Consider the following 18848-nt stretch of genomic DNA (forward strand, 5'->3'; position numbering starts at 1 on the left):
CCGTCGCACCCATGTGAGCATGGATCAAGGCCGGGCGTCGCGACATGCCATGCATCGCGCGTCGCCACGGCACCCATCTTCGCTGGCGTGCCGCACGCCTCTTCCGTGGACCTTGCGATGTCGCGCACGATCAGCTTGCACTCCGACCTTGGCGATGCCCTGCGGCTGCAATGCATGCAGGCCAGCGAGGCGCTGGGTCAGCTGTTCGACGTTCGCATCGATGCCCTGTGCACGCAGGCAGCACCGGACCTGCGCCGCCTGCTGGGCACGCCATTGGCCGTGGAGCTGGCCGACGCGCGTGGGGCGGGGCGGTACTACCACGGCATCATCGCCAGCTGCGCACAGACCGGTGAGAGCGTGATCGATGCGATCGCCTACACCCGGCTCGAGCTGCAGGTGGTTCCCAAGCCCTGGCTGTTGACCCAACGCCGCGACTGCCGGATCTACCAGGATCAGAGCGTGCCGGAGATCGTCGCCAGCGTGCTGAGCGAGATCGGCTATGGCGATGTGCAGCAGCGCCTCAGCGGGCAATACCCCAAGCGCACGTATTGCGTGCAGTACCGCGAGGACGACTTCAGCTTCATCAGCCGCCTGCTCGAGCAGGAGGGCATCTATTACTACTTCACCCACAGCCGCAGCGCACATACGCTGGTGCTGGCCGATGGCCTGAGCGCGCACGCCAGCAGCCCCGGGCTGGCGCGTCTGCCCTATGTCGCGCCGGAGCAGGCCGACCGCCAGCTGCTGCCGGCGCTGCTCAGCCGCTGGCGCAATGCGCGCAGCCTGCACCCCACCCGCCATGGCAGCACCGGCTACGATCCGCAGCAGCCACGTGCCTCGCTGGCCGCCGAAGAACAGGCCAGCGGCGCGGACCTGCATGCAATCGATGGGCTGGCAGTGTTCGACTATCCCGGCCCGCAGCTGAGCCAGGGCGAGGGTGCGCGCTATGCCCAGGTCCACAGCGAGGCCTGCAATGCGCAACGGGCCTGCCATCGCGCCGACAGCACCGCCTGCGGGCTGGCGGTGGGCGCGTTGTTCACCTTGTACGGCCATCCACGCCCCGACTGCGATCAGGAATACCTGGTGGTGGCTGCGCAGACCGAACTGCAGGCACCGGAAACCGCCCGCGACGCGGTGGCCTTTCGCAGCCAGCTGCAGCTGCTGGAGAGCAAGCTGCCCTTCCGCAGCCCCTTGCGCACGCCGCGGCCGTGCATCGCCGGGCTGCAAACTGCCGTGGTCAGCGGCGATACCGACGAGGATATCGCCGTCGACGCGCAGGGCCGCGTGCAAGTGACCTTCCATTGGTCCACCTCGGCCCGCCCGCATAGCGCACCCTCGTGCTGGGTACGCGTGGCTTCGATGTGGGCCGGCAAGGGCTGGGGGGCGATGAGCCTGCCGCGGGTCGGCCAGGAAGTGGTGGTCAGCTTTCTCGAAGGCGACCCCGACCAACCCTTGATCGTCGGCAGCGTGTACAACGCCGACCACGCACTTCCGTTTGCGTTGCCCAACGACAAGACCCAGAGCGGCATCCGCAGCCGCAGCCTGCTCGGCGGTAGCGCCGACTTCAACGAGCTGCGCTTCGACGACAAGGCCGGCAGCGAGGAAGTCTATTTGCGCGCCCAACGCGACCTGCGCGAGCAGGTGCAACACGACCACCTCAGCACCGTCGACAACGACCGCACCAGCACAGTCAAGCACGATCGCAGCGCCCGCATCGACAACAACGACAGCGTGGATGTGGGCAAGAAACTGTTGCTCAAGGCCGGCGAGGAAATCGAACTGGTCACTGGCCAGGCCAGGCTGCTGATGAAGCAGAACGGCGATATCGTGCTGCGTGGCGTGAATATCCTGATCGACGCCAGTGCCGAAGCGAAGACGACGTCGGCCACCATCAAGCTGGTGGCCGATGCACAGCTGAAGGCCAGCGCGCCGACCACCGAAGTAGTGGGCGAGGGGTCGCTCAAGCTCGCCTCCAGCGGCATGCTCGCCGCCGAAGGCGGCGCCACCGCCACGCTCAAGGCCCCGTTGGTCAGCGTCAAGGCCGATGCGCTGGTGCAGGTCAGCGGCAGCCTGATCACCATCGGATGAGCACAGGCGCGCTCCCGCTGCTGCAGGCCTGCGCGCAGATGCAACTGTCGGCGCCGGCACGCGCGCTGGTGCAGCCGGCGATGGCGCCGCAGGCAGCGGTGGCCAGCTTGTTGGCGCATGGCCACGATGCCGATGCGATCCGTCTGTTGGCGCGGCTGCTGCCCAAGCGCTACGCGGTGGCCTGGCTATGCCAGTGCGTCCGCGACGAAGCACTGGACGAGGAAGACCGCGCCGGCGCCGCGCTGGCTGAACAATGGGTGCGCGCGCCCAACGAACCGCATCGGCGCGCTGCGCAGGCCTTCGCCCAGGCGGGAGAGCATGCCTCGCTAGGTGCGTGGCTGGCGGCAGCGGTGGCCTGGTCCGGTGGCAGCCTGGCGCCACCCGAGCAGGCCACACCCGTGCCGCCGCCCGACCACCTGACCGCCTGCGCGGTGGCCGCCGCACTCACCCTGCTGGCCGCCCGTGTGCCCGCCCAGCTCGCCGCGCGCCGTGGCGGCTATGTCGCGCATGCGCTGGACCTGCTGGCGAGCGGACGCGCGTGATCAGCCCCTGTGTCGCGTTCTGTGCTATCCACTGCCCGAAGGAATCGCCCTCGTGTCCAGCCCGCATTTGATCCTCACTGTCGGCGGCGCCCAGGCCGGCCAGTTCGGCGCTCAAGCGCAGATGCGTTTTGCCGGCAGCGGCGGCAGCATCGGCCGTTCCGACGACAGCGACTGGGTGCTGGCCGCGCCGGGCGTGTCGCGCACGCATGCGGTGGTGCGCTTTCTCAACGGCCTGTACTTCATCGAGGACCGCAGCACCAATGGCATGTCGCTCAACGGCCGCGCGCTGACCCGCGCCGAGCCGGCGGCGCTCGGCGACGGCGATCGCCTGCAGCTGGATCACTTCGAAATTCAGGTGCAGGTGCAGAGTGTGGCGGCCGCCGCGCCCGCGGCTGTCGATCCGCTGCTGGACCCGTTGGAGGATCGCACGCAGGTGGCCCCGCCGGCCGCGTTCGTGACGCCGCCGCCATCGCACCTCGCCTTGCCCCAGCCATTGTCCGGTGAGGATGCGCTGGACTTGCTGGAGTTCGCCACGCCGATCGGCGCGGCCGCGCCGCCGCATGCGGTGCTGGAGGGACTATTGGGGCAGGGCGCGCCGCGCGAACTCGATCCACTCCGCCTGCTCGACCCCGTGCCGCCGCCGCCACCGCTGCGCGATACCGGCGCCTGGACGCATAGCGCTGCCGGCCAGGATCACTTCCGCCCGCCCGGATCGGTGCAGGCGCGCGCCACCTTGCCGGAGAACTGGGACATGACGCTGGGCGATTTCGCCGCGTCCACCAGCGACCGCCCGCGTGCGCCGGGCGCGCCGGCAACAGCGACGGTACCGCCGCCGGCCGGCAATGTCGCGGAGCTGACACCGGAGCTGCAGCGGATTTTCGCCATCGTGGTCGATGGAGTGATGGACGTGCTGCGCGCACGCGCGGAAATCAAGAACACCTTTCGCTTGCCGGTCACGGTGATCCAGCGCTCGGAGAACAATCCGCTGAAGTTCGCCGCCACCGCCGAGGAGGCGCTACCCAAACTGCTCGGCCCGGCCAGTCCCGCGTTCCTGTCCGGCGTACCGGCGTTCGAGGATGCCTTCGACGACATCCGCTGCCATCAGATGGCGATGTTGGCCGGCATGCGTGCGGCGTTCGACGCGATGCTGTTCCACTTCAGCCCCGACCGCCTCGAACAGGACGTCGACGCCGCCGGCAAGCGCCTGGGTTTCGGCGGCAAGGGCCGCTACTGGGAGCGCTATCGCGACAGCTTCGAGCAGCTGCGTGCCGATCCGGAAGACTGCTTCCGCCGCCTGTTCGGCGACGAATTCGCCCGCGCCTACGAGGCGCAACTGGCGCGCTTGAAGTCGGCACGGCGAGCGCCCTCATCGCGCTGAGCGCGCGTCGCTGTCCCCACCCTCTGCGGTCGCGCCGCGCGCTTGCTGACATGGTCGACAAACCCTGCGTGCCGCGCCTTGGACCTCGCTTGCCCGGGTCCCCAGCGCCCGTGGCTTGGCATCGCAGGCCTGCGCCTGACGCGACGTCGCAGCACGCCACGTGGCGGCGCCCGATGCCCTCCCAGGCACCTGCGGTGCTGAGACGTTTCGTCGGGTCGGCCCTGTGGTCGACACGCAAACTGGCGCCATCGATTCGGTCACTGGCGCATGCCAGGACGGCGGGCACTGCCACGTAGGCAGCACGCACCGCCTGCAGTGACGGCCGGTCCCTTCAGCGCAGGTGGATCATGCACAACAACAAGGTCGTGTGGAGCGAGGGCTTGTTCCTGCGGCCCCAGCATCTGCAGCAACAGGAACGCTATCTGGAGCGTTACGTCGACCTGCGCGCGGCGCGGCTGCGTCCGCATGCCTGGGGCGTCAGCGAGCTGGAATGGGAAACCGATCTGTTGGCGGTGGGCCGGTTGGGCCTGCGGCGGGTGCGTGGTGTGTTCGCCGACGGCACGCCGTTCGCGATGCCTGGCGATGATCCACTGCCGGTGGCGCTGGACGTCGAACCCAACTGCCGCGATCAAATCGTCTACCTCACCGTCCCGCTGCGGGTGCCGGCGCAGGCCGAGCTGGGACGGCCGGAATCGCCGCCGGACCAGTTGTTCCGCTACCGCGTACGTGAAACCGAAAGCGGCGATGTCTCCGGCAGCAGCAGCGAGGCCGTATTGATGGAAGTCGGCGGGCTGTGCACCCGGCTGCTGCCGGCCAGCCAGCCGCTGGAAGGACTGGACCGCATCGCGCTGGCACGCATCGTCGAAGTGCGTGCCGACCGCCAGGTGATCCTGGATCCGCAGTTCGTGCCCACTGCGATGGTGTGCCAGGCGGCGCCGCGCCTGAGCACCTTCCTGACCGAACTGCTCGGCCTGTTGCATCAGCGCGGCGAAGCCTTGGCCGCGCGCGTGACCCTGACCGACCGCGGCGGCGCGGCCGACATCGCCGATTTCCTGCTGCTGCAGCTGGTCAATCGCTGGCAGCCGCAGATCGCGCACTGGGCGGCGGCACCGCTGGCGCATCCGGAGGACTTGTATCGCGCGCTGGTCGGCCTGGCCGGCGAGTTGAGCACCTTCACCGCCCCGGGCAAGCGCCCGGCCGCCTGGCCGAGCTATCGCCACGAGGCGCAACAAGCCTGCTTCGAGCCGGTGATCGCCGCGTTGCGCGGCAGCTTGAGTGCGGTGCTGGAGCAGACCGCCACGCCGCTGCCGGTGCAGGCGCGCAAGTTTGGCGTGTGGGTAGCCACGGTACCCGATCCCAGCCTGCTCGACAGCGCCGCCTTCGTGTTGGCGGCCAAGGCCGACATGCCCAGCGAGGAGTTGCGCCGGCAGTTGCCAGCGCACGCCAAGATCGGCCCGGTCGAACAGATCCGCGACCTGGTCAATCTGCAATTGCCCGGCATCGCCGCCGTGCCGATGCCGGTGGCGCCGCGACAGATTCCCTATCACGCCGGCTATCTGTACTTCGAATTCGACAAGGCCGCGCCGTTGTGGCGCACGTTGAAGGGCTCCGGCGGCATCGCCTTCCATTTCGGCAGCGAGTTCGCCGGGTTGGATCTGCAGCTGTGGGCCATCCGGAGCTGAGCGCATGCATTCGTCCGTGGCCCCGCCGATCGCTTCCGCTGCATTGCCGCCGTCGCCCGCCGCGGTGGACGCTGGCGATGCCCACACCGACATCAGCGAGCTGCTGGGGCGCAGCGTCAATCCGCTGGTGCAGGCCGCCACGCCGCTGTTGCTGCTGGCGGTGCAATTGCGCCACAGCGCGCAGTTGCCGGAAGTGACGCGTTTGCGCGAGCAGGTCATGGCGCAACTGCGGCGCTTCGAGCAGCGCGCCCAGCACGGCGGTGCGCCGGTCGAAGCGGTGACCGCGGCGCGCTACGTGTTGTGCGCGCTGCTGGACGAAGCGGTGCTCAACGCGCCCTGGGGCGAGCGCAGCGGCTGGGCGCAGAAGACCTTGCTGGTGATCTTCCATGGCGAGAGCTATGGCGGGGCCAAGTTCTTTCAGATTCTCGAGCGGCTGTGCGCCGACGTTCCGCGCCATCTGGACCTGCTCGAACTGATGTATCTGTGCATGGCGTTGGGTTTTGCCGGCCGGTATCAGATCGAGGCGGGCGGCCAGGCACGGCTGGGCGAACTGCAGGACGACCTGTACCGGCGCATTCGCGCCGCTCGCGGGGCCGCGCCCGAGGTGCTGGCGCCGCGTTGGCGCGGCGTCGATGCGCGTGGCCGGCTGGGCCGCTACCTGCCGGTGTGGGCAGCCGCGCTGCTGGCGCTGAGTGCGTTGGTGCTGACCTTCGCCTGGTGCCAGGCGCGGTTGAATGGCCTGGCGGCGCCGATCGGCGCGCAGGTCGCGCAATGGGGCCTGGCGCCGGCCACGCCACCGGACCCAGCCCCACCCCCGCCGCCATCGCTGCGCCTGGCGCAACTGCTGGCCGCACCGGCACGCGCGGGCCTGTTGCAGCTCGACGAACTGGCCGACGGGCAGACCCGCGTGCGGCTGGCCAATGCCAGCATGTTCGCCTCTGGCGACGTGGAGGTGACGCCGACTGCGCGCGGCGTGCTGGCGCAGGTCGCTGCCGCGCTCGACCGCCTGCCCGGGCGGGTGATCGTGGTCGGTCATACCGACGACGTGCCGGTGCGGTCGCTGCGCTACGAAGACAACTACGCGCTCTCCACCGCGCGCGCAGCGGCGGTCGCACAGCTGCTGCGCGCACGGCTGCTGCAACCGGCGCGGGTGGAATCGCTGGGCGCTGGCGACTCGCAACCGATCGCCATGCCGGTGCAACTGCCGGCCAACCGCGCGCGCAATCGCCGCGTGGACATCCTGTTCCAGCCGGGGGAATGAGCATGAAACTGGCGAACGCGCGTGCGCATGCGGGCTGGGTGGTGAGCGTGCTGGCGCTGGGCCTGCTGGCGCTGTTGCTGTGGGTGGGCGGGCCGTACCTGGCACTCGCTGGCTGGAGCCCCTTGCGCGGAGTGGCGGCGCGGTTGCTGGCGATCGTGTTGCTGGTCGTGCTGTGGGCAGGCGTGCTGGCGTGGCGCCGCTGGCGGGCATGGCGGCGCGCTGGTGCCTTGTCCAAGGCCTTGTCCGCGCCCGGACGCGAGGACGACTACGCCCTGCGCAGCGGCCAGGAGCGCGCGCAGCTGCAGGCGCGCTTCCAGCAGGCCATCGCCTTGCTGCGTCGCCGGCGCGGCGGCAGCGATCTGTATCGGCTGCCGTGGTATGCGTTGATCGGCCCGCCGGGATCGGGCAAGAGCACCTTGTTGCAGCATTCGGGCTTGCATTTTCCGCTGGCCAACCGGCTCGGCGACCAGGCCTTGCGTGGGGTGGGCGGCACGCGCGACTGCGAGTGGTGGTTCACCGACGAGGCGGTGTTCCTGGATACCGCCGGCCGCTACACCACCCAGGAATCGGATCAGCGCATCGATGCCTCCGGCTGGGGCGACTTCCTGCGCCTGCTGCGGCGCCATCGCCCCCGCCGGCCGCTCAACGGCGTGCTGGTGACCATGAGCATGTCCGACCTGCTGTTGCTGGACGCCGACGCGCGGCAAGCACACGCACAGGCGATCCGCCGCCGCCTGGACGAATTGGCCGAGCATCTGCAGGCTGGCGTGCCGGTCTATCTGATCTTCACCAAATGCGATCTGATCGCCGGCTTCAGCGAGTTCTTCGAGGACTTGAGCCCGAGCCAGCGCAACCAGGTCTGGGGCGTGTCCTTTCCGCTGGCACACACCCGCGATGGCAGCGCAGCGCGCCAGTTCGCCGAGGAGTTCGGCGTGCTGCAGCAGTCCTTGGGGGCGCGCGTGTTCGAACGCCTGCAACTGGAGCGCGACCGCCTGCGGCGGGCGTCCATCCTGTCGTTTCCGCAGCAGCTGGCGGCGCTGGGCGAACGCGCACGCCAGTTCGTGGAGGATGCGTTCGCCGGCACCGCGTACGCCGCACCGACGCTGTTGCGCGGCGTCTACCTGACCTCCGGAACCCAGGAAGGCATGCCGATCGATCGCATGCTGGGCGCGCTGGCCCGCACCTTCGGGGTGGATGCCGCGCGCGTGCAGACGCCCGGTGCGCAGCGACGCACCTTCTTCGTCGAGCGGCTGCTGCGCGAGGTGGTGCTGCACGAGTCGGGATTGGTCAACAGCGTGCGCATGCCGCGCCGCGCGGTGTGGTTGCAGGCAGCCGGCTATGCAGGGATCGCGGTGCTGACCGCTGCGCTGTTGGCGGGCGTGGGCGCCAGCTACCTGGGCAACCGCGCCTATCTGGCGCAGGTGCACGCGGCCTTGCAGGCGCGGCCGTCGCTGGCCGATCCCAACGCCGCCACGACGCTGCCGGACTATGTGGCGCGCGGCCTGCGGCAGGCCGAGGCCAACGCCGCAGTGGTCCAGGTGGCGCAGCAATATCAACACGGCGCACCGTGGTCGATGCGGATGGGATTGTTCCAGGGCCACGCCCTGGGCCAGGCGGTGCAAGCCGGCTATCTGCGCCAGCTCAACGCCAGCCTGCTGCCGGCCTTGGCGCTGCGCCTGCGCAGCGGCCTGGCCGATAACGCGCAGGCACCGCAGGCGCTGTACTACACCCTCAAGGGCTATCTGATGCTGGGGCAACCGCAGCATCTGGAGACCGCCCAGTTGCGTGCGTTGGCAATGCTGCAGGCACGCACGCTGTTTCCGCAGGATCGCCACCTGCAGACGCTGATGGATCGCCATCTGCAGGCCTTGTGGGAGCATCCGGCGCAGCTGCGTGCGTTGTCGCTGGATCAGGCACGCATCGCCCAGGCGCGCGCCAGCCTGCGTGCAGCCGACCTGGCCACGCTGATCTACGGCAACCTGCTGTTGACCCCACCGGCCGGCAGTCCCCTGCGGCTGGACCAGGCGCTGGGCCTGCTCGCCAACACCTTCGAACGGCGCAGCGGCACCGCACTGGCGGCGCCGATCCCGGCGCTATACACCCAACCGGTGTTCGCCAGCTTGCAGCGCGAGGGCATTGCCCAGGCGGTGCAGCGTTTCGGCCGCGACGATTGGGTCTTCGGGGCCACGCCGCTGGACGCGGCTGCGCAGCAGCGGCTGATCACCGTGGTCGGCCAGCGTTACGAAGCCGACTACATCCGCTACTGGGACGCGCTGCTGGCCGACCTGCAATTGCAGCCGGCCAGCGACCTGGCCACGGCGAGCGCCACTGCCGCCAAGCTGGCCGGACCGACCTCGCCGCTGCGCTTGTTGCTGGGCGTGGTCGGCGAGCACACCCAGGCGATGGACCGCGCACCGCCGACCGATGCACGCGAACGCGCCACCGCAGCCAGCGCGGCGGCAGGCAAGCTGGCGGCCAAGGCGGGCGCGGTGGCGCCCGGCGGTGCGGCATTGTCGGCGGCGCTGGCGGGCACTGCCCCGGCTGTTGCTGCAGCGCCAGTGGTGGGGGCGGCCGTCGATGCGCATTTCGCACCGCTCAATGCGCTGGCTGCCGGTGCGCCGGGCAGTACGCCACTGGACCAGTTGCTCGGTGTGCTCGACCAGCTCGGCAAACAATTGCTCGTGGTGGCCGACGGCAGTGGCGACCCGGCCGCCGCCAATGCACAGCTGGCGCTGGCCCGCCAGCAGCTGGCGCAGTTGCCGCCGCCGGTGGCCGGCTGGTTGCAAGGCCTGGCCGGCAGCAGCGCGTTGTTGATGACGCAGGGCGCGCGCACCGCGCTGGATCTGCAGGTCCAGCAGTCGGTGGGCGCGGTCTGCAGTGAGTTCGTGCGCGGGCGCTATCCGTTCGATCCAGCCGCGCACGCGGAGATCCCGCTGCAGAATTTCGGCGAACTGTTCGGCAGTGGCGGTCGGCTGGATGCGCTCTACACCGGCACGGTGCGGCCGCTGCTGGACACCCGGGCCGCGCAGTGGCGCTGGAAGGATGGTCCGGAGGCCGTGGTCGGCGCGCCTGCGCTGCCGGGGCAACTGCAATTGGCCGAACGCATTCGGCAGAAATATTTCCATGGCGGCCCGACGCCGCAGGTCGGCTTCACCGTATTGGCGCCGACGCTGGGCGAGGGCGTGGCGCGGGTCACCCTGGACATCGAGGGTCAGCGCTACGACTACCAGGTCGGTGCGGCGCAGAGCATGCCGATGACCTGGCCCGGCCCGGTGCCGGGGCATGTGTCCATCGCCGCCTTCGGTGCCGACGGCACCGCGCTGGGCACGCTCGACTACCAGGGCGAGTGGGCCCTGTTCCGCGCGCTGCAGGCCGGGCAGCTGCAACAGGCCGACGATGTGCGTTTCGTCGCCAGCTTCGCGCTCGGTAGCCACACGGTGCAGATCCCCCTGCGCGCCGGCAATCTGCGCCATCCCTTCCTGGACCGCGATGTCCAGCAGTTCGCGTGCGGCAGTTGAGGATGGCGCTGCATCCGTCCCTTGGTTTCTACGGCAAGCTGCCGGGCGTGGGCGACTTCGTGCAGCGCCGCCTGCCGGCCGAGTTCGTGCTGGCGTGGGATGCGCACTTCGCCCGCTGCCTGGACACCGCACGCAATGCGCTGGATGCGGCCTGGCCGGCGGCGTATCGCGGCAGCGGCGTGCGTGCCTTCGTGCTGGGTGCAGGCGTATGCGGCCCGCAGGCCTGGGCCGGTGCGATCGCGCCGGGCGAGGATCGGGTCGGCCGTTGCTTTCCCCTGGTCGTTGCGCTGCCGCTGGCCGCCTCGTCGCTGCCGTCGCCGGCCTGGTTCGGCGATGTCTGCGCCTGCCTGGGGCAGGCACTTCGCGCACGTGCCGACGTGGCACTGCTGGAAACGGCGCTGGAGACCGCTGCCCACGCCAGCGCCGCGCTGCCACCGGCGACCCGCGCGGTGCCATTGCTGGCGCCGGGACTGACGCTGTGGTGGCGCCCGGGCGCTGCACCGCAGGCGATCAGCGGCTTGCCGACGCCCGACCAGTATCTGGACTGGCTGCTGGCCGGACAGGACATCACCGAGGTGACCGGATGACGCTGGCCTACCACTCGGCGGGACACACCGAGACCGGCAAGGTGCGCCGGCTCAACGAGGATGCCTTGCTGGTGCGCGAGGACATCGGCCTGTGGGTGGTGGCCGACGGGCTGGGCGGTCATAGCGCCGGCGACTACGCCAGCCAACTGCTGGTGCAGCGGCTGGCGGTGCTGCAGCGGCCGGCGGAGCTGTGCGACTTCCTCGACGCCATCGACGACACCCTGGCGCAGATCAACCATGAGCTGCTGCAATGCGCACGCACGCGCCAGGTCGACATGATCGCCACCACCGTGGTGGTGCTGGTGCACGATCCGGACTTCATGCTGTGCGGCTGGGTCGGCGACAGCCGCATCTACGCCCAGCATCGCGGCGCCTTCCGCCAGCTCACCCGCGACCATGTGCACGGCGTGCGCGAGGATCAGACCCACTTCGGCGGCGCCGCTGCGGCGATGCCGCCCGGCGTGCTGACCCGCGCGGTGGGCGCGCAGGAACCGCTGTTCGTCGATTGGGTACTGGCCCCCAGCCTGCCCGGCATGCAGTTCCTGCTGTGCAGCGACGGGATCAACAAGGAAATCCCCGATCCGGAGCTGGACCTGGAGTGCCAGCGCCACGGTGAGCCACGCGCCTTGCTGACGCGGCTGTTCGAACTGGCGATGGGGAGGGCGGCGCGCGACAACGTCACCGCCGTCGTCGTGCGCCTGCAGGAGTAAAGGCATGCACGAAGACACCGCCACCGTGACCGAACTGGTCACCGCCATACGCCAAGGCCGCTTGAACCTGGACGCCGTGCTCGCGGCGTTGGCGCGCCGCGATGGCCTGGCCGAGGCCGAGTATCGCGATGGCGTAGAGACGCTGTGGACGCTGCGCCGCGACCAGCTGCTCGACGATGCCGGCGCTGCAACGCTGCTCGCGCGACTGGACGCACTGCGCCGCGGCAGCGCCGACGCCACGCCGGACGACGATGCCACCGTGGTGATGCCGCGACCCAGCAGCCCGCCGGTGATCGATGCCGACATCACCCGCGTGCAGCCGGCACAACCGCTGCCGGGCGAGACCTCCAGCCTGACCGGCATGGGACTGGACACGCACACCGGCACCGGTACCGGCACCGGCACCGCCGGCACCGCAAGTTTGTCCAGCTGGCAGCAGCTGGCCGATGCCGCCGGCGGCGAGCATGCCAGCGTCGGGAGCCTGCTCAAGGGCCGCTTCCTGCTCGAACGCGAGCTCGGACGCGGCGGCATGGGGGTGGTCTACCTGGCGCGCGACGAACGCAAGGTGGAAGCGCGCGACCGCGATCCCTGGTTGGCGCTGAAGGTGCTCAGCGACGAGTTTCGCCGCCATCCGGATGCGCTGGTGGCCCTGCAACGCGAGGCGCGCCGCTCGCAGAAGCTGGCCCACGACAACATCGTGCGCGTCTACGACTTCGACAAGGACCGCACCCTGGTCTTCATGACCATGGAGTACATCGACGGCTGCGATCTGAAGACGCTGATCCGCGAGCAAGCCTATGCCGGCATGCCGCTCAAACAGGCCTGGCCGCTGATCGAAGGCATGGGGCAGGCACTGATCCGCGCGCATGCCGCCGGCGTGGTGCATTCGGACTTCAAGCCCGGCAACGTGATGGTCACCCGCGATGGCGTGGCCAAGGTGTTCGACTTCGGCATTGCGCGCGCCGGCAAGCACGCCGCCGATGCGGCCGGCGAGCAGACGGTGTTCGACGCCGCCACCCTGGGCGCGCTGACGCCGGCCTACGCCAGCCTGGAAATGCTGCGCGGTCAGGCGCCGACACCGGCCGACGATCTCTACGCGCTGGGCTGCGTGTGCTTCGAGTTGCTGACCGGCAAGCACCCTTTCGCCAAGCTCAGCGCCGAGGTGGCATTGCGCGAAGGCCGACGCCCGCCGGCAGTGCCTGGCCTGACCCGGCGCCAGGCCCACGCGCTGTGTGCAGCCGTGGCGTTCCCGGCCGCGCAGCGGCTGCAGCGCGTGCAGCAGTTGCTCGATGGCCTGCGGCCACGACGCTTGCGCGAGCGCGCGCTCCCGCTGCTCGGCTACGGTGTCGCCGCGCTGGCGGTGGCCGGCGCCGGCGGTTGGGGCGTGCAGCGTTATCTGCATCGCCAGCACGTGGCGGAGGTGATCGCCCGCTTCGGTGCGCAGGACCCGCAGCGTTATCGCGATGAGGCCCAGGCCATGCAGGCGCTCTCCAGCCTGGCGCCGGACGATCGCCGCCGCTTGCTCACCGATCGAAGCGACCTGATCGAGGATTTCCTGCTGCGTCGGCTGGACGCGCTATGGAATCCGGCCGACGGCCGCGACGACTACCGCGGCGCCTTGCAGGTGTTCGCGCTGCGCGATCGGCTCCGGCTGTATTCGCCGGCGCTGGATGCCCGACGTCAGGCAATCGAGCGCGAAAAGAACGAGCGGCTCAATGCGCTGGACACCGCGCTCAATCGCCAACTGGAGGCGGGGCACTTGTTCGGCACCCGCGGCGACAGCGCGCTGGCCACGCTGGCGCGGGTGCGGCGTATCGATCCGGACAGCAGCTTGTTGCGGCATCCAGCGCTGGAACTGCGGCTGGACGATGCCATCGCGCAGACGATCGCCGCCGACCAACTGGCCACCGCACGCGCCGAACTGGCGCAGGCGCGTGCGGCCTTCCCGCAATCGCTGCGGCTGCAATTGCGCGGTGCCGAGGTGGCGCTGGCCGAACAGCACGCCATCCGCACGCCGGTGGCGCAGCCGCTGCGCGATGCCGCACAGGCACGGCAGGTGCTGGCAACGGCGCTGGCCACGCCGTCCAGCGATCCGGCCTGGCGCGAACGGGTGGCCGCCGCCATGCAGGCGCTGCCGTCCAGCGAGCGTGCCGGTGCGCGCGCCGAGGTGGCTGCCGCGCTGGTTGCCGCGGTGGCGGCGCAAAGCGATCCGGCTGCATTGCCCGGCGCACAGGCCTTGGTCGACACCGGCCTGGCGCTGCTACCGCAGTCGCCCGAGCTGCAGGCGCAGCAGCAGCGTTTGCAGGCCTTGCAGGCGCAGCTGCAGCAGGCCTTGGCGCGCGAAGGCGCCGAGGCCGAGCTGGCTGGCCGGGTGGAGTCGCTGCGGCGCGCTGCCGCTGCCAACGATCTGGCCAAGACCCGCGATGCCTTGGCACGGATCCGCACGCTGCAGCCGGAGCATCCGCTGCTGCGCAGCGAAGGTCCGCAGTTGCTCTCGCAGGTGTATCGCAACAACGCCGCCGATGCGCTTGCGCAAGCGCGCTACGCACAGGCGGCAGACTTGCTCGCGCAGGGCGTGAAAACCTTGGGGCCGCGGCCGGAGCTACGCACTGCGCAGACGCTGTATACACTGGTTGCGGCGGTGATGGCGGCCGACACGTTGCCGGCTGGCGAGCGCCAGCGGCTGGGGCAACAGCTGCAGGCGCTGGCGCATCGCGATGCGGCAGCGTTGGCACAGCTGGAAGCGCAGCTGAAGGCAGCCGGCCGCTTGCCGGAAGGCTCGCTGGCGGCGCGGTTGGCGCGCCCCTCTGTCGCCGACGCCGCGGCCGCGGATGCGCTCGCCCCCAGCAATGCGCCGGCAGCGTCTGCACCGGCGCCCAGGCTGGCACGCGGTGCGCCTGTCGCCAAGCCGGCCGTCGCCCCCGATCCGGCACGTGGGCGTGCTGCGGCGACTCCGTCCAGCGCGGGGGACGCTGACGAAGCGGCGTTGCCGCCGGTACCCAGCGGCCCGGATCCCTGCGGCGGCGCCGGCCTGCCCGGACGCGGCGCGGCCTGTTTCGACATGCTCGGCGACACCCGTGGGCCGATGCTGGTGGTGATTCCTGGCCGCGACGGCGGCAAGCCGTACGCGCTGTCGCGCGGCGAGGTCGCAGTGGCCGATTTCAACCTGTTCTGCGAGGCCACCGGGCGTTGCACCGCGCAAGCCGCGACCACGCCCGAGCAGGCGCGCGCGCCGGTGCGCAACATCAGCCTGTTGCAGGCGCGCAGCTACCTGCGCTGGCTGACCATTCGCAGCGGTGGCTGGCGCTACCGGCTGCCCAGCGATGCCGAATGGCTGCACGCAGCGCAGGCCGACAGCGGCTGGCAACAGGCCGAAGACAGCAACTGCGTGCCGCCGACCGCCAATGCCGGCGACAGCGTGCGCGCGCCGGTCTCGGTGCGTGGGCGCGCGCCCAATCCCTGGGGGCTGATCAATCTCACCGGCAACGTCTGGGAGTGGGTGAGTCACGGTGCTGGCGTGCAGACCCGCGGCGGCAGCTTCGCCAGCTACTGGTCCGATTGCACCGTGAACGCCAGCCGCGCCGACAACGGCGCCGCGCAACCGGACGTGGGCCTGCGCGTGCTGCGGGAGCTGCCATGAGCGGTGGTCTGCACCCAGCCAATGCCCAGCTGCAGGTGCTGGCGGATGCGCATCAGCGGGGTCAGCTGGATCGCGCGCAGTACCGCGCGCGCCGTCGCGACGTGCTGCAGGCGGCACGGCACGCGCAAGGCGCGGTGACCCAGCGCAGCCCACGCGCTCCCACTGCAGCGAAGCCGGGCTCGCTGGGGCGGGGGACGCTCGTGCGGTCTTGGCGCTGGTGGGGCACGGTAATTGTCCTAACTGTGATCACCCTCGCATTTGTTTTGCTAATATTCACTAAAGGTACGCCTGGGTTGGATCGGCGTTCAGGAAGTGGCGAGCTCCACGGCAGCGCGGGCCACCTCACCCAGTTGAGGACGGCCGCCGGCCAGGTCGTCCACCCACAACAACGGATGGTTCTAGGGGACAAGCTGTGATGCGGATGACGGGTCTGGCCGTGGCACTTGCCGCGTGCCTGCCGCTGGCGTTGCCAGCGTGGGCGCAGCAGCAGCTGCCGGAGACGACGCAAGCGACCCAGGCGGCCGCGTTGCCCGCGGTCAAGGAGCGCAGCGATGCGCAGATCACCTTGCCGGTGCGCGGTTTTCGCGTCAGCGACGTCGGCCAGCATCCGGAGGCCGGGATCGACCCGGCGCGGGTGCAGGCGCTGGCCGATGCGCAATTCGCCGAGCTGGCGCACGGCCTGCCAGTGGTGGCGCTGCGCTTCGATCAACTGCAGGCGGTGGCTGACGCGATCACTCGCGCCTACCGACAGGCCGGCTTCATCGTCAGCACCGCGTACCTGCCTGCACAGACGCCCGGCCCGGATCAGATCATCGAGATCCGCGTACTCGAAGGCCGCATCGGCCAGATCACCGTGCAGGGCGCCGCACGCTACCGCGGCAACGCCTTGTCGGCACCGCTGCGCCAGCTGCAAGGCCGGCCGCTCCGCAAGCAGGACGTGGACACCGCGCTGCTGTATGCGCGCGATCTGCCCGGCGTGTCGGTGTCGTCGGTGCTGCAGCCAGGCCAGAAAGAAGGCGAGACCGACGTGGTGCTGGTCGCCAGCGAGGCCGCCCGCCCGTATGTGATCACCCTGGGCGGCAACAATTACGGCACCGAGCTGACCGGCCGCTATCGTGCCCAGGCCGGCATCACCTGGAATAGCCCGCTCGGTCTGGGCGATGTGTTCGCCGCCAACTACGCCTATTCGCTGGCGCCGCGGCAGAGCCAGATTGGCGCGCTGTCCTATGGCCTGCCGGTCGGCAGCGTGTCCGGCTTGAGCGCGGTGGTCGGCGCCAGCCGCAGCGAACTGGAAGTGCGTACCGGGGTGTTCGCCCGGCTTGGCCTGAAGGGGCCCACCTCCATCGTCTACACCGGCGCCGACTGGAAATTCGTCAACAGCGAGACGCTGCAGCTGCAGGGCTCGGCGCGCTATTTGCGCGAGCAATCCAGGCTCAGCGCGGTGGGCATTCAATTGTCCGATCAGCAGTTCGATGTCGCCGAACTGGGCTTGTCGTTGCGGCGTACCGACCTGCGCTGGCGCGGTGTGGATCTACTGCAGGTGAGCGCGCGCCAATCCCTGCGCGACCGCTCGGCCCCGGTGGACCAGATCAGCCCCGGTCGCGATAGCTATTTCACCATTGCGCGATTGGCCTACACGCGGCTGCAATACCTCACCCGCACGCAGCGGCTGTATTTCAAGTTCAATGGCCAATACAGCAACGACACGTTGACTCCGATGGAGCAGTTCGCCGTCGGTGGGCCGGATAGCGTGCGCGCCTATCCGGTCTCCGATGCGTTGGGCGACCGCGGGTACTACGCCGCGCTCGAATACCACGTCGATGCGCCCGGTTTTGCCGACGCCGCATCGCCGTTCAATGGCCGACCCTGGCGCGAATTGCTGGAGCTGGATGTCTTCGCCGACCACGCCCGCGTGTTCGCGGCCAATGGCCGCCTGGCCCCGGCCACGTTCGATGCCGCCGGTGTGGGCCTGACCTTCCGTTTACCGCAGTACGCCAACTTCGAATGGCGCATCAGCGCCGCGCTTCCGACCGGTGCGCGCGTTGCGTCCGACGGACGCGACGACGCTCGCATCTACACGCGTTTCGGCTTCACTTTCTGAGGGATCTGCGCATGCACGCCACCGTCCATACCGCGAAGTCGCCGCGCACGCTCCCGTTGCGTCACTGCCCGCTGGCCGTTGCGCTGGCAGCGGCCCTGCTGGCCATGCCGGTCAGCGGCCTGGCCCAGGTGGCGGCCAACCAGCTGCCCACCGGCGGCAGCATCGCCGGCGGCACCGGCACCATCAACGCCGCCAACGGCAGCAGCCAGACCGTGAACCAGACCTCCTCGCGCATGGCGCTGACCTGGTCGGGGTTCGACATCGGCTCGGCGGCGACGATGATCTTCAACCAGCCCAGCACCAATGCTGTGGTGCTCAACCTGGTACAGGGCGGCAACCCGACGCAGATCTACGGCAACCTCAATGCAAATGGGCAGGTGTTCCTGCTCAACAGCAATGGTGTGCTGTTCGGCAGCACTGCCAACATCAATGTGGGCGGGTTGGTGGTCAGTACGCTGGGCACCACCGTGTCCAAGTTCATGAGCGGCGACTACAGCCTGGATGCTGGTGGCACCACGGTGGCGCTGGTCTCCAACAGCGGCACCATCAACGCCGCTGCCGGGTCGGCCGTGTTGATCGGCGGCCGGGCGTCCAATAGCGGCACCATCACTGCCAACGCCGGCAACATCACCCTCGCCGGCGCCGATGCGGCCACGCTCTCTTTCGAAAGCGGTGGCTTTGCTGTGGTGATCGACAAGCCGCTGCAGCTGGCTCTGGCGAGCGAAGCGGTGGACAATTCCGGCACCTTGAGCGCGCCAGGCGGCACCATCCAGCTGCAGGCGCGTGCCGCGCAAGGCGTCTTCGATCGGCTCATCAACAACAGCGGCACCATCCGTGCGTCGTCGCTCACCAACGGCCCCGACGGCAGCGTGTCGCTTACCGCCTTCGGCGCTGGTAGCGTCGATATCGCCGGCAGCGGCAGCATCGATGCCGGCACCGGGTCGATCACCCTGACGACCGGTCGCGCCGTGCAACAGAGCGGCGTCTACACTGCCGGCAGTGTGGGTGGGTTTATCGGTGGCAATGCCACCTTCAGCGGGGCCAACAAGATCAGCGGTCTCGGCAACCTGGACGTAGGCGGCAACCTCAGCCTGACCAACACGGTCGCGTTGTCCCAATCCGGTTCGCTGGCGGTGACGGGCACCAGCCAATTCCTGCAATCTGGCAGCGCGCTTTCGCTGACCAATGGCAGCAACACCTTCGGTGGCCTGTTCAGCGCCAGCGGCAACGGCATTGCCGTGAACGCCGCGGGCAATCTGTCGATCGGCACGTTGAGCCTGGACAGCAACAGTGCGCTGTCGTTGAGTGCCACCGGCGCATTGACGCTGCCGAGCACGGCGATCA

The 18848-nt window shown here is 69.8% G+C and carries 11 protein-coding genes and 1 pseudogene; all 12 read left to right on the forward strand.

Annotation, left to right across the window (positions count from 1 at the left end; all coding sequences use genetic code 11):
- Positions 1-117 precede the first annotated feature (117 nt).
- Positions 118-2085: a type VI secretion system tip protein TssI/VgrG gene (gene tssI, locus CKY51_RS18135; protein ID WP_022970615.1), complete on the forward strand. Its 1968-nt coding sequence runs from the start codon at positions 118-120 to the stop codon at positions 2083-2085.
- Positions 2082-2627: a DUF6931 family protein gene (locus CKY51_RS18140; RefSeq protein WP_022970616.1), complete on the forward strand. Its 546-nt coding sequence runs from the start codon at positions 2082-2084 to the stop codon at positions 2625-2627. The genes tssI and CKY51_RS18140 overlap by 4 nt, the downstream gene beginning before the upstream one ends.
- Positions 2628-2679: 52 nt before the next feature.
- Positions 2680-4005: a type VI secretion system-associated FHA domain protein TagH gene (gene tagH, locus CKY51_RS18145; RefSeq protein ID WP_022970617.1), complete on the forward strand. Its 1326-nt coding sequence runs from the start codon at positions 2680-2682 to the stop codon at positions 4003-4005.
- Between the two features lie 347 nt (positions 4006-4352).
- Complete coding sequence (gene tssK / locus CKY51_RS18150; RefSeq protein WP_022970618.1) at positions 4353-5687, forward strand: type VI secretion system baseplate subunit TssK; 1335 nt, start codon at positions 4353-4355, stop codon at positions 5685-5687.
- Positions 5669-6948, forward strand: a pseudogene (gene icmH / locus CKY51_RS18155) (type IVB secretion system protein IcmH/DotU). Before tssK ends, icmH begins: the two are co-directional and overlap by 19 nt.
- 2 nt (positions 6949-6950) lie before the next feature.
- Complete coding sequence (gene tssM / locus CKY51_RS18160) at positions 6951-10466, forward strand: type VI secretion system membrane subunit TssM (RefSeq protein ID WP_170292347.1); 3516 nt, start codon at positions 6951-6953, stop codon at positions 10464-10466.
- A 2-nt stretch (positions 10467-10468) separates the two neighbouring features.
- Positions 10469-11053, forward strand: coding sequence for a type VI secretion system-associated protein TagF (tagF, locus tag CKY51_RS18165; protein WP_022970677.1), 585 nt, complete (start codon positions 10469-10471; stop codon positions 11051-11053).
- Entirely contained in the window at positions 11050-11763 is a 714-nt protein-coding gene (locus CKY51_RS18170; RefSeq protein WP_022970678.1) for a PP2C family protein-serine/threonine phosphatase, read from the forward strand. The genes tagF and CKY51_RS18170 overlap by 4 nt, the downstream gene beginning before the upstream one ends.
- A 4-nt stretch (positions 11764-11767) precedes the next feature.
- Positions 11768-15403, forward strand: a complete 3636-nt coding sequence (locus CKY51_RS18175) for a bifunctional serine/threonine-protein kinase/formylglycine-generating enzyme family protein (RefSeq protein ID WP_152249613.1) — start codon at positions 11768-11770, stop codon at positions 15401-15403.
- A complete protein-coding gene (locus CKY51_RS18180; RefSeq protein ID WP_022970694.1) occupies positions 15400-15819 on the forward strand; it encodes a hypothetical protein in 420 nt (139 codons plus the stop codon). The genes CKY51_RS18175 and CKY51_RS18180 overlap by 4 nt, the downstream gene beginning before the upstream one ends.
- A 5-nt stretch (positions 15820-15824) precedes the next feature.
- Positions 15825-17504, forward strand: coding sequence for a ShlB/FhaC/HecB family hemolysin secretion/activation protein (locus CKY51_RS18185; RefSeq protein WP_031338314.1), 1680 nt, complete (start codon positions 15825-15827; stop codon positions 17502-17504).
- 11 nt (positions 17505-17515) lie between these two features.
- On the forward strand, positions 17516-18848 hold a 1333-nt coding region (locus tag CKY51_RS18190), incomplete at its 3' end, for a two-partner secretion domain-containing protein (RefSeq protein WP_152249614.1).

It is taken from the genome of Xanthomonas maliensis (assembly GCF_009192945.1).
GTDB classification, from domain to species: domain Bacteria; phylum Pseudomonadota; class Gammaproteobacteria; order Xanthomonadales; family Xanthomonadaceae; genus Xanthomonas; species Xanthomonas maliensis.

Bases quoted from the DNA above. Each gene is read 5' to 3' on its own strand.
- tssI (WP_022970615.1), top strand. From the start codon at position 118: ATGTCGCGCACGATCAGCTTGCACTCCGACCTTGGCGATGCCCTGCGG.
- CKY51_RS18140 (WP_022970616.1), top strand. From the start codon at position 2,082: ATGAGCACAGGCGCGCTCCCGCTGCTGCAGGCCTGCGCGCAGATGCAA.
- tssK (WP_022970618.1), top strand. From the start codon at position 4,353: ATGCACAACAACAAGGTCGTGTGGAGCGAGGGCTTGTTCCTGCGGCCC.
- tssM (WP_170292347.1), top strand. From the start codon at position 6,951: ATGAAACTGGCGAACGCGCGTGCGCATGCGGGCTGGGTGGTGAGCGTG.
- tagF (WP_022970677.1), top strand. From the start codon at position 10,469: ATGGCGCTGCATCCGTCCCTTGGTTTCTACGGCAAGCTGCCGGGCGTG.
- CKY51_RS18170 (WP_022970678.1), top strand. From the start codon at position 11,050: ATGACGCTGGCCTACCACTCGGCGGGACACACCGAGACCGGCAAGGTG.
- CKY51_RS18175 (WP_152249613.1), top strand. From the start codon at position 11,768: ATGCACGAAGACACCGCCACCGTGACCGAACTGGTCACCGCCATACGC.
- CKY51_RS18180 (WP_022970694.1), top strand. From the start codon at position 15,400: ATGAGCGGTGGTCTGCACCCAGCCAATGCCCAGCTGCAGGTGCTGGCG.
- CKY51_RS18185 (WP_031338314.1), top strand. From the start codon at position 15,825: ATGACGGGTCTGGCCGTGGCACTTGCCGCGTGCCTGCCGCTGGCGTTG.